Raw genomic sequence first — 13,018 nt, 5'->3', positions numbered from 1 at the left:
TTAAGCTCACATACTTAAATTCACCACTATAAGGACCAATAAAATATTTTATTAATTGTATTAACTAAACAATCATAAATAATATTTCATATTTTCTAATTATATTTTAATGAGCAGCAACATATCTAAACTCATTTTCTTCCCACCATTGCACATCATAAATACCCGCATGTGACTTCAAAATGACGTTAATATAATTTTGAAGCAGCATAATATGGTGAGTAATATCTAATTTTCTAAAAAGAAATCTTCTCAAAATTGGCGTATTCGGTGAAATGAATATCGCAAAGCCATTACTATATTCTTCATAAACACTAATACCGATATACATCGTGATCTCAGGTAATGGTACTTCTATTTCCCACCCCCAGCGTTCAGCATTTAATTCAATACTTAAGTGATATCTATTTTTCAATATACTATAAATATACTGTGCAATATCTTCCGTTTTCTGTACTAACGTATTTCCGTCTTCTGCTGATAAATTTTGATCATATAGCTGATAATCATCAAATTTAAATTCAACAATTGTCTTTAGCATTTTTAAGTTCCATATATAAAATACCCATGTTCTTTTTAATTATTTTTAAGTTCATTCAATTATTTTAAAGCAAAATCTTCTTTAATATCTAGCGTTATATTTATTTTTACATTTTATAGGAATAAAACTTGATTAATTCATTACTTTAATAATTAAAATATGCACTAATTCTCATTAAAATAAAAAAGGAGCTGAATAATCAGCTCCTTTTTTGTACTAAATCGACCTATTAAGTCAATTGAGCAGCAGCAATTTTCTTAGTATCTACTTTATCAGCAGCATTTGTATATTCGCCCATTTGGTCGAAATTCAAATATTTGTAGATGTCAGCAGACATACTGTCAATTTGAGCTGCATATTGTTGGTATTCTTCTGGAGTTGGTAATTTACCAAGTACAGCAGCAACAGATGCAAGCTCAGCAGATGCTAAGTAAACGTTAGAACCTTGACCTAAACGGTTAGGGAAGTTACGTGTAGAAGTCGAAACAACAGTTGTGTTCGGCGCAACACGTGCTTGGTTACCCATACATAATGAACAACCAGGCATTTCTGTACGCGCACCAGCACGGCCATAAGTGTTATAGAAGCCTTCTTCCATTAACTGATGTTCGTCCATACGTGTTGGTGGAGCCAACCATAAACGAGTTGTTAATGAACCGCTTGGTACTTTCTCAAGTAACTGACCAGCAGCACGGAAGTGACCAATGTTAGTCATACAAGAACCAATGAATACTTCATCAATTTTGTCGCCTTGAACGTCAGAAAGAAGTTTTGCATCATCTGGATCGTTCGGGCAGCAAAGGATAGGTTCTTTGATTTCTGACAAGTCAATTTCATACACTTTAGTGTATTCAGCATCTGCATCAGCTTTAAGTAAGCTTGGGTTTGCTAACCATTTTTCCATGTTTTCAACACGGCGAGCCATAGTACGTGCATCACCATAACCTTGTGAAATCATCCACTTAAGCATTGTGATGTTAGAACGTAAGTACTCAGCAACTTTCTCTTCAGAAAGTGTGATTGCACAACCAGCAGCTGAACGTTCAGCAGAAGCATCAGAAAGTTCGAATGCTTGCTCAACTGTTAAGTCAGTTTCCATTTCTGTTAAGTCGATTTCTAAGATACGACCAGAGAAGATGTTCTTCTTACCTTTTTTCTCAACAGTAAGATCGCCTTCTTTGATTGCATAGTAAGGAATCGCATGTACAAGGTCACGTAAAGTGATACCAGGCTGCATTTTACCTTTGAACTTAACAAGAACTGATTCAGGCATATCAAGTGGCATTACACCAGTTGCAGCAGCGAAAGCTACAAGACCAGAACCTGCTGGGAACGAAATACCAATTGGGAAACGAGTATGCGAGTCACCACCAGTACCTACTGTATCTGGAAGAAGCATACGGTTTAACCAAGAGTGGATAATACCGTCACCTGGACGTAAAGATACACCACCGCGGTTCATGATGAAGTCTGGAAGTGTATGTTGCATTTGTACGTCAACTGGCTTTGGATAAGCAGCAGTGTGACAGAAAGACTGCATTACCAAGTCAGCAGAGAAGCCCAAGCAAGCTAAGTCTTTTAACTCGTCACGAGTCATAGGACCAGTTGTATCTTGAGAACCAACTGTAGTCATCTTAGGTTCACAGTAAGTACCTGGACGGATACCTTGACCTTCTGGGAGACCACATGCGCGACCAACCATCTTCTGAGCTAAAGTGAAACCTTTGCCAGTGTCAGCTGGTTGTACTGGAGTACGGAATAATGTAGATGGAGCTAAACCTAAAGCTTCACGTGCTTTAGCAGTTAAGCCACGACCAATGATCAAGTTAATACGACCACCAGCACGTACTTCGTCTAAAAGTACTGGAGTTTTAAGTTCAGACTCAGCGATTTGTTCGCCATTTTTGAACGCAGTAACTTTTGCAGCAGCATGATCGATTTTAAGAGTAACTTCGTCACCCATGTTCATGTTAGAAACATCGATCTCTACTGGTAATGCACCAGCATCTTCCATTGTGTTAAAGAAGATCGGAGCAATTTTACCGCCTAAACACACACCACCGTCTTTTTTGTTTGGAATGTGAGCGATTTCATCACCAAAGAACCAAAGAACAGAGTTTGTTGCAGATTTACGAGATGAACCTGTACCAACAACGTCACCTACATAAGCAACTTGATTACCTTTAGCAATAAGTTCTTTAATTTGGCTTAATGGACCAACTTCACCTGGTTTTTCAGGGTTGATACCATCACGCTCGTTTTTCAACATTGCATTTGCATGCAATGGGATGTCTGGACGGCTCCATGCATCTTGAGCTGGAGACAAGTCATCAGTGTTTGTTTCACCTGTTACTTTGAACACAGTGATTTTGATTTCTTCTGGTACATCTTTACGACTAGTGAACCATTCAGCATCAGCCCAAGACTGTAAAACAGCTTTTGCATTAGCATTGCCAGCTTTAGCTTTATCAGCTACGTCATGGAACGCATCAAATACAAGTAATGTTTTTTTCAATGCTTCAGCAGCTAAGCTTGCTAATTCAGCATCATCTAGAAGCTCAACTAAAGGCGCTACGTTATAGCCACCAAGCATCGTACCTAGTAAATAAACTGCACGTTCTTTAGAAACTAGCGGAGATGTCGCTTCGCCTTTTGCAATCGCTGCCAAGAAAGCTGCTTTTACGTAAGCTGCTTGGTCAACACCTGCAGGAACACGGTTTTCAAGCAAATCAACCAAGAATGCTTCTTCACCTGCCGGTGGGTTTTTTAATAACTCAACAAGTTGAGCAGTTTGAGCATCATCAAGTGGCTTCGGTGGGACTCCGAGTGCGGCACGTTCAGCAACGTGTTGGCGGTAAGCTTCTAGCACGGTGTTCATTCCTCTTTTTTTAAAAAATTACTTGTAAATTCCAGCTTTCACAAAGCTTCACAAGTAATATGGACTACAAAATTTTACTAGAGTTCAAGCCAAAAGTTAATGAGCGCGGGGTGTTTCTCCGTGATGCCCATTATTTTGTAACTAAATACCCCTGTATAAATAATGATCTTAATGACTGGTTTATGATGCGGTATTTTGAATTTAAAGAACACTCCACCTTAGTGGAGTGTTGACGATGTATTAAACACTTAGAACTTTTTATAGTTTGGCATTTTGTCGTGTGGTGTAACCAAGCACTCATCTGCCATTTGTTTTCTAATTTTTTCTTGCAGGGCTTCTGGATTAGTTTTTAATTCATCTTGTGGAATAGCATAAACTTTTTCAATAATATTCAAGATGAATTTTTTGGTGATCTCATCTTCGATTTTATTTGCATGTTCAATCGCTTGAGACTTTTCAATTGCTTGCTGACGGTCAAATACAATACTTCTAGCTGCATTCCCAACACTGGTACAAAAGCCATGCCATTGTTCTTCAGGTGTTAAAGGTTTTTTCTCTGTACAGCCGACTAACAACATTCCCATCAAAACAAATAAAACTTTTTTCATCATTACTCTACACAGACTATGCTGCCAACATCATACTGAATCTGACAGAGTTTGCAAAAACTGCTATAAAAAAACCGAGATATAAACTCTCGGTCCTTTATATGTAGTGTGAGAAATACACATTTCTTAATTTAAATTAATTAAAAAACTTAATATCAGTAGGTGTTGATATTTTTGCAGCATCTCCAACTGATTTTAAGGTACCGTTTTTGGCATCAAAGCGGAACAAACTAATATTATTAGTAAAAACATTTGTTACATACAGATATTTACCAGTTGCATCGAATGAGAAAGCACGTGGTTCAATACCATTAGCTTTATAAACAGTCGGTTGAGCCAGCAATCCATCCTCTTGAATTTTAAATACGAGGAGTTTGTTGTCTGAGCCACGATTAGCAGCGATCACATATTTGCCATCTGGACTAAGAATAATTCCGCTTGCACTCTTAAATTCAGGCGTTTTGTCTTCATGAACTAGCTTTAGCTCAGCAGTTTTCTTCAAATAGCCATCTTGCACATTAAAGGTCACAATTTCACTTCGCATTTCGGCGGTAACATATGCATGCTTACCATCTGATGAAAAGACCATATGACGCGGACCAGAGCCATGGTTAAACGTCACATCCCGACTGTTATCTGCTTCGAGTGGTTGCGTTTTGTTTGGGTTATAACGAAAGACATAGACTTTGTCATTCCCAAGATCACTTGCATATAAATACTTACCATCCGGACTAAAAGTTGTCGAATGAGCATGTCCACTCTCTTGACGCCCCTTAACATGACCAGAACCTTCCGAAAAAACAATATTTTGTACCATTTCACCCAAATGCCCATTCGGCAAAATTGGAAAAACAGCCACACCACCACGGCCTTTATCAAATGCCGAATAATTCGACACAAACAGGAATTTACCATCTAAACTAATTGAGGCATGAGTTGGATGTCCACCATGACTATTCACTGTGTTCAAAACCTCTACCTTTCCGTTTTGAACCGATAGTGCAGTGACTTCTCCTAAATTTTCTTCATTTGTTGTATATGCAAAACGACCATCTTTAGATTTCACAATCCAAGATGGACTTTTCATTTTTAACACTTTAACTGGAGTTAGAGTCCCGTCAGCATTAACTTGCAATTGATATAAACCTTCACTGGCCTTTTCCGGTTTTTGAACAAGTGGTGCATCAGGAATCGATGTCCAAGTTCCTACTAAAGCGATTTGTTGTTCTGCTGCATTCACTGTGGAGCCCCACCCAAGTGACAAAAAGGACAATGATAATGTTGCTGTTAATTTCTGAATGAGTCCACGATATTTAATATTTGTATCGTTAACCTTGCTATCTCTAATTTCAACACAAGTATCTTTTTCCACTGGCATTTTTCCTTGAAAAATTTACCTTATTTGCAATTAACAACAAGGCATTATCAATCTAATTTCATTTAATGATTCTGAAAATTAATTTATAAAACCGCAATTTTCAAGTGAATTTTCTTTAATCAAAATCCTTTTTAAAGTAGGATTCCTGCCAAAAGAATTGATGATCTACATGATTAATATTTAATTTTTTAAAATAGTATAGCGTTAATAAAATAAGAGCCCACTTAAAGTGAGCTCTTAATTTATACATCTAGAAACGCCAATTGTAGAATAAATCGATCGCTCGTTCTAAAGACTGACTTGCTTCTAAATATAAACGGCGATTCATTTGATAACGCAGCGTAAGTTTATTGACTGGCGTAAATACCCCGACACCATAACGAATAAACAAATCAGGCGTAATATATCCAGTTAAGCTTACCTGAGTATCATCACCCGTACCTTGTGCATCTAATGCAAGACCACTTAAGCCGAAAGTACGTCCAATTTGATTCGTGAAAGCGCGTGTACCGCCCAAGCCCATACTAATACCAGCAGCAGCGATTGTATTGTTTACATCAGATTTAAAACCTTCCGCATTACTTAAACCGCTTGAGCCTTCATTAATACGACCTGTCACTAATGCATTTAATGCTTCTTGTTCAGATAAGCCCGCATCGTTATAAACTTGAATGTTTGGTGATGATGCAGTACCTGTAACACGAACGCCAACCATACTACCCTGAACATTTTTATTTGCATCTATATCTAAAGTTGGGTTTGCCAATGGGCCATTGAAACGGGCAATAGCACGGTTTAAATCTAAGCTTTGACCATAAGCTTCAATTTTCACCTTTTGACTTACACCAATAGCACCCATCGCGCGCATTGCCGTTTCATAACCACGCTGAGTTAAGTTCAAACGACCTACTAAAGGAATATTACTGTTAAAGCCTTGGAAGATAACTTGATTACCAATATTTACCGAAATATCGGCACGGATATCCCAAGGTTTTGCTGCACGTAAAATTGCAAGTGGATCTTGGCCTTGACGGACAATACGAACATCTGAAGATGTATTAATGACAGGTGCTGTTGTTTCAGGCATTGAAATACGTGCACGAGGAACATCTACCGACCCTTTCAAACTTAAACGTTTGTCGAAAGGATACATATCGAGTGTCAAATTCGGATTTGCAATAGCTGTAATTAATGGGGCTTGACGTACGAGTAAGTTATCACCTTTTAAGTTCAACTGTAGACGTGGAGAATCTTTCCAATCGAAACTACCTTTAAGTAAACCTACCCCTTGTCCACTGTTAAATGCGCCATCAATTGTTGCCATATCCTGACGAATAGATGAATACACTTGTACATTGGTTAAGTTCACTGGCAGGGAAATCATACTGATTGCCCCATTTTTCAAACGCATCTCACCCGTAAATTGCGGTTGGGTTAATGTACCATTTACTTTACCTGCCAAGGCTAAAGTACCACTCATTGAACGCACATCTTGAATAAATGGTTTTAAAACTTTTAACTGTACATCATTAAAGGCGACCTCACCATGCATTGGCATAGATGGTTGGTATGGATTAATAATGACATTCGCGTATCCGGTACCAATATCTGGTGTTTTTACATCAACACGGAACAATAGACCATCTGAAATGCTTTTCGCAATTACACTCAGCTCATCATAAGTCAACGTGGTTGGCGGATCTTGAGGGTCTTCTGCTGCTAAACCTAGTTCACCTTTTCTGGTTACTAAGCGTGCATCAAGTTTAGGATGTCCACCATTTACCCAAGACGCTTTAGCATAACCATTGAGTTGACCCGTCATAGCCAAACCTTCCGGCATAAATGCGGCAAAATCTCCTAAATCCAGATTTTGGGTAATAAATGAAATATTGCCTTGTGCTTTACTCACACGTACAGGTTGGTCAAGGCATAACTGACTATTTCTACTTTGCCAGCAATGCTGCCCAACATATAGCTCAGAACGTGCTGATGAAAACACAACAGGCGCATTTTGATTTTGCGCTAAACGAATTCGACGCGAATCAAAACTACCTTTTTGAATTTGGCCCAACCAATCATTATTTTGGTTAAAACCGCCTGCTAACTGCACATAAAATTTAGAAATATTATTATTTGCCTGAACTTTTAATAAGTGTGCTTTTCGTGTTCCAGTTAAATTGACTTCAGCAGACTGGATTAGACGGCTACCACTACGTAAATTATCAAGCTTTGCTGTGAGCTGAGTTGGAGTTGTTTCGGAAGTTGGTAGTTCACCCTGTACACGCAGTTTTTTAATGCTCACTAAATTATTGAAAGCAAAGTTATCAACTGCAATATTAGCTGTAGCCTTCAAACGCGGCTGAGATTGAACACTCAAATCTCCATAAGCACGACCACTTAGACCCGGATACAATTCATAAAGCGCAGGCGCATTGAGCTTGATTTTTAAATTCTGCGCATTACCAGTCGCCTGTAATTGGTTTTGTGCATACACTAAAAATAGATTATTCGCTTCAAATTGCTGAGGTAAAAAGCCCTTTTGATTCGAATCCATAAGTACAGATAAGTTACCTTTACCTCTCACTGGCTTATTATTCAAAAATCCTGCAAGGTTCAATTGCTGAATATCAATACGCTTTAACTTATCAGACCAAACACCTTGCGTTTTTACATTTCCTGAAATTTCGCCTTTTACACTAGAAACAAAATATTGAGGTTTAAAACGCACAAGCGAACTATTGATATCCCAAGCAATACGATCTTTTAAGTTTAATGAGCCAGTCGCGTAGATTTTTCCAGCCACACCATCATGTTGTAACTGACTAATTCGAATAAACTCTGGAGTACCCGCAAGAGAGAACTTTAATAACCCATTAGCCTGATTAAGTGCTTTTAAAGATCCATCATAATTCACTGCAAAACCTTTAAAACCACCACCGGCTTTAACATCATTAAATAATAAAGCTGCGGTACTTTTCCCAGCTAACGCAACCGTTTCTTGGTTTGCTTGAGCCAACTGGCCTTTTAAATCAATTTTTTCAAGTTGAATGATTTGTTGATTTGGCTTGGCAAAACCACTTGCTTTGATTGATCCATTAAGTAAGTTTACCGGTGCAGCTGCATGAATACTTTGTGGATTAAAGTCTTTAGCATTTAATAACGCATTCCATGCCAACTGACGTTTTTCGGTAGGTAATAAAACTTTAGCCTGACCTGTGAGGCTCCCTTTTTGAGCCGCAAAATTAAAACTAGGAACATTAAGAATATTATCTTTAACATTCAATGTTGCTAAATATTGTCCAGCTGGCAATAAGGTTTGTTCATGCTGATATACTTTAGTTGCCACTTTAATATCTTGCTGACCATCCCGCAAAGTCAAATCTACTTGACCACTATCACTGCTTAACCAACCTATATATGGCATAGCACGATCTATTTTGGACCAAGCCACATTCATAAACATTGGCTGTGGTTTTTTATTCTTTTCAGGTGCTTGATTTAATTTAAGTTTCCAAGACTCATAGCGGTCAAAGTCGACATTAGCAAATACTTCCATGCCTTTTTCTAAAGAGCCAGTTGAAGCAACTGCAGCATCTAAACTTGGCGGTAAGAAGTCCTGAACGACTTGAGGGATAGCTTTATCTTTAGGATTAACATGATCTAAACGACCTTTTACATCCCAAGTGACATGATCTTTCCAGTTCAGCAAGCCTTTAAGGTTAACTGCACCTTTCATGACCTGACCATTAAAGTCTGTAATATTCAGCTGATGAACCAAATCAGTATTCATTAAGGCGTTGTATTGGCCTTCTGGTAAATTTTCACCTTTTAGATCTGTATCAAGTGCCAAGTTAAGTTGCTTAACATCCCCCTGAAACTTGATCACACCATTTTTAGCAAATAATTTTTGTTCAACCAGTAAAGGCAAGTGATAATTTTTAAGTAACAATGCACCTTTCATTGGTACTTCATGGCGAACAGGATGTAAAACGACCCAACCTGTTAATAAATCTGGTGTTGTCGTTGCTACACCGGCTTGCAAGGTATCTAAACTTCCTCGAGCTGCCACTTTAATATTTTGGATGTTTAAACTTTTTAAAGAAGGAATTCTTAAATCTGCTGTCGCATTCAGTGGATATTTACCACTAAAGTCCATATTTCCTGTTGCGTTATGAACAGAAAGATACCCCATATCCATACTTGAATTTTCAAATTTCAGTTTTGTCTCTGACCACAAAGCATCATTTAGATGAACATCATGGAAATTTACGACAGAACCTGAATTTTTAATTTCTAAATGATCAACATCTCCCACATCTACACGAAGCACAAATGGTAATTTAATGGGTTTAAACTCAAATGGCTTATCCGATGGCGGAGCTTTGTTAATAATAACTAGGTTACGGACATCTGCATTGCTCAAATGCACTTCTTTTTCTAATATTAAAGAACGCCACCCTAACCGTACATCAGCTCTATCTAAAGTAACGTCAACTTCTTTTAACTGAACAATAATATTTTTAAGAATAATTCCCCGAAGTAAATTACCCCCTTCATATTCATATTTAATGACTTGCTGAGCTTGTAAAACACGGTCTAATAAAAAACGGCTTCCACGGTCAGTCGACATCATAATAATGATGGAAGCAACAAGTAATAAAAGTATGATTAATATTGTCAGCAAAAAGCTACGCAAAATGCGTCGCTTCTTAGGAGAGCTAGGTGCCGAAGTGGGCTGCTGTTCTACTTCCGCCATAAAATAAACCTAATAAAATTTTATTTTTAAAGTTGTGGACCAATAAAGAAATGCAAACGAATCGGATGATTATCATCAGAAATACCTGAAGCCACATCTAAACGAATTGGTCCAATTGGGGACTTCCAACGAATACCGACACCAACACTGTAGGCAGTCGGGTTACTAAAATTCTTATCGTAAGCATTACCAAAATCAGAAAAAACAGCTGCTCGCCAACCCTCTTTGAATTGATAGTTATATTCTAAAGAGCCTACTGCTAGAGCCTGTCCACCAATCTTATATCCATTTTCTTCGGGTGAAAGACTTTTATAATCAAAACCGCGAATTGTCTGGTCACCACCAGTAAAGAATCTTAAATTATAGGGAACTTTATCAAATTCATCGGTAAAAATATAACTAAGATCAGATCGTCCCACAAACTGATGGTTATCATTTTCACCTAGAGAATAAATAAATCTCCAACCCGCTGTAGCAATCGCCATATTGGCATCGGAAAGTAAACTGCTACTTCCCAGTTCTAACTTATAGCTTTGTTTAAATGCTTTCGTTGGATTTAACCTTGTATTACTTGAGGTTTTAGAGGTTTCATAACCAAATAATAACGCTTCTTGCTCTGATGCAGCTGTTTTAAATGCATCTGGCAATTCAGAAATATCGACATTTCCTTTTTGAGTCAGTCGGTCCAGACGGTAACGGACCCCAATAGTATGTTGCCAATTGCCTAAAGGTTTTTTAATAACTCGCTCACCACCCAATACGGCAGATTCAGTTAATAAACTCACATCAGGACCGATATTATCTCTAGTCTCGCGCTCATAACCACCTACAATGTTAAAGTAATCATTTAATGGATGCTTATAAGGAATACTATAACGGCCATCTATAGACTGACGAATTTGTGAAAGTTCAAAGTTGGCATCAAAGGAGTGCCCATATTCGTTCACAATCGAACGACGATATTGACTACGTAAACGAGCTCCCGTATCAGTACCATAACCCACACCAGTTTCCAAACTATTCAATTTATCCGCATTTAAAGTCACAATAACCGGAATCCGTTTTTCTTCACGAGCTTGGGCTTGTAAACGGTCTTGTTCCGACTCTTGCTCTCCATGATCTGCTGCTGCGGTTTTCAAAGAAGCTGGAGCTGCAGCTAATTGTACATTTTCAGTTCCGGCAAATTGTTTTTCGTCTACCACATTTTGACTAACCTCTTTACTAGATGAGGCTAATTGTCGTGCTTTAGCAAGCTGTTGTTGCTCTGGAGAAAGCAATTTTGATTCATCAATGGTGACATTTTGCTGATCGACTAATGCTTGTAAATCTGGGGGTAACTCAAGCGGCTTCTCAATTGGATCAGGTTTAATTGAATCGACCAGCGTGTAGTTAAAATAGCGAGAGTTCGTCAGGTTGTTGGCTAAAGCATTTACACGCCAGAATGTGTAGTCATCGCCCTCTTTCCAAGGTGCCATACTCTCAAGAATATTTAATTTGATTGGCAAGGGTTTTGAAGGATCACTCATACGAAACTCAACCTTACCTAGCTTATATCGCTCACCCGTTTCATATTTGAGGTTAATATCTGCTTTGTTTTCAGGTTGGCTTACTTTCACATCGTGTAAACGCCAGTAGGCATCAAAATATCCATTATTTGTTGCGGCATCGACAATTCGACTTTTAGTTGTTTCATACAGACCATGATTAAAGATATCACCCACATCTTGGTCTGGAACTAAACGAATAACTTGAAACTGTGGTTGTTTTGCACCAGCTCCACTGAATTCAATATTTTGTTCATTAATTCGTACCGGCTCATTTGGAGTAACTTTAACTCGAACACGGCTTGCACTTAATTTTTCAAAACGAAACTCAGCATTGTAATACCCCACCGCTTGAGCGGCCTGATTGCTTAGGCTCCTAAGTTGAGGCAATGCTGAATTAAAATCTTCAAATGATTCTTGAGTAAATGTAGATAATTTACCTTTGATATTTTTAGCCAAATCGTCTGGAGCACCCGTAACCTCAGCAGTAATACGAGGTATTTGCTCCATCGGAATCACACGCGGTGGACGAATTTTATTAAATATCCGTTTAAAGAAACCTTTCTCTTCCGGCGGCTCTTCAGTAGCAGCTGTAAGCTCAGGTAAAGTTTTTCCAGTTTCATTAGCTTCGACTACAATCTTACTGTCAGATTGAATCTCATGCATGAGTTGGTCAATATTTACAGGCGCCTGATTAATTTCATGTAATTCTGCTTGTGATGCATCATTCACTAACATTTCTGGATGTTTTTGCGTGCCATTTTGAAAGTTCTGAGCTTCAGTTTTTGCCTCTTCTGCTACCCGATAAATCTCATTTGCCATATTCTGGTCAACAGGCATCACGGGTAAATCTTCGAGGTTATCGAGCGTAATTGGCTTAAATTCTTCAATCTGATTTGGAAATTGTTCTTGTTGTTGCAATATAGCCAAGCTATCTTGTTGCTGCTGTGCTTGAGTTACCAGAGTAGCGACATCAGTAATCGGAACATCATTTTGGTTATTTGTATTTGTTTGTTGCAATGATGGATCAGTTACTGACTGGTTTGCTACCGGCGTTACGGTCTCAGCTGAACTTTGAGCATAACAAGGATTAACACATAAACTTAACAATAGGCTGCTACAAATAAGTTTAGGTATACTCTGCATTTTTAGGATTAAATGCATAGAGTGAGAAAGAGTTGACTGTTTAAACTTAATTTTAGAAGGCATGGAAAACTCTAAACTTATTTTTTAATAAACGCACCAATATGAGGATAAAACTCACTCGAAACCATTGATTTTTCATTTAATCAAGCGTTAAAAATATCATACAT

General features: G+C 38.1%; 6 protein-coding genes. All 6 read right to left on the bottom strand.

The window, feature by feature from the left end:
• Window positions 1-106: 106 nt before the first annotated feature.
• The 6 genes from F984_RS06895 to F984_RS06870 all read right to left on the bottom strand — a co-directional run bounded on the left by F984_RS06895 (window position 107) and on the right by F984_RS06870 (window position 12,914).
• Window positions 107-541, bottom strand: coding sequence for a hypothetical protein (locus F984_RS06895; RefSeq protein WP_002049000.1), 435 nt, complete (start codon window positions 539-541; stop codon window positions 107-109).
• A gap of 229 nt (window positions 542-770) precedes the next feature.
• Complete coding sequence (locus tag F984_RS06890) at window positions 771-3,410, bottom strand: bifunctional aconitate hydratase 2/2-methylisocitrate dehydratase (RefSeq protein WP_002049011.1); 2,640 nt, start codon at window positions 3,408-3,410, stop codon at window positions 771-773.
• Window positions 3,411-3,667: 257 nt separating this feature from the next.
• Entirely contained in the window at window positions 3,668-4,030 is a 363-nt protein-coding gene (locus tag F984_RS06885; protein ID WP_002048992.1) for a hypothetical protein, read from the bottom strand.
• Between the two features lie 133 nt (window positions 4,031-4,163).
• Entirely contained in the window at window positions 4,164-5,399 is a 1,236-nt protein-coding gene (locus F984_RS06880) for a lactonase family protein (protein ID WP_004708115.1), read from the bottom strand.
• A 256-nt stretch (window positions 5,400-5,655) separates the two neighbouring features.
• The gene (locus tag F984_RS06875) at window positions 5,656-10,161 is read right to left on the bottom strand and encodes a translocation/assembly module TamB domain-containing protein (protein ID WP_004708113.1); all 4,506 of its coding nucleotides are present in this window, start codon (window positions 10,159-10,161) and stop codon (window positions 5,656-5,658) included.
• Window positions 10,162-10,187: 26 nt separating this feature from the next.
• Complete coding sequence (locus tag F984_RS06870) at window positions 10,188-12,914, bottom strand: autotransporter assembly complex protein TamA (protein WP_004708111.1); 2,727 nt, start codon at window positions 12,912-12,914, stop codon at window positions 10,188-10,190.
• Window positions 12,915-13,018 lie beyond the last annotated feature (104 nt).

The organism is Acinetobacter nosocomialis NIPH 2119 (genome assembly GCF_000368085.1).
Taxonomy (GTDB): domain Bacteria; phylum Pseudomonadota; class Gammaproteobacteria; order Pseudomonadales; family Moraxellaceae; genus Acinetobacter; species Acinetobacter nosocomialis.
Note: the sequence above shows the minus strand (reverse complement) of the source record. Positions and strands in the feature narration are given on the sequence as shown.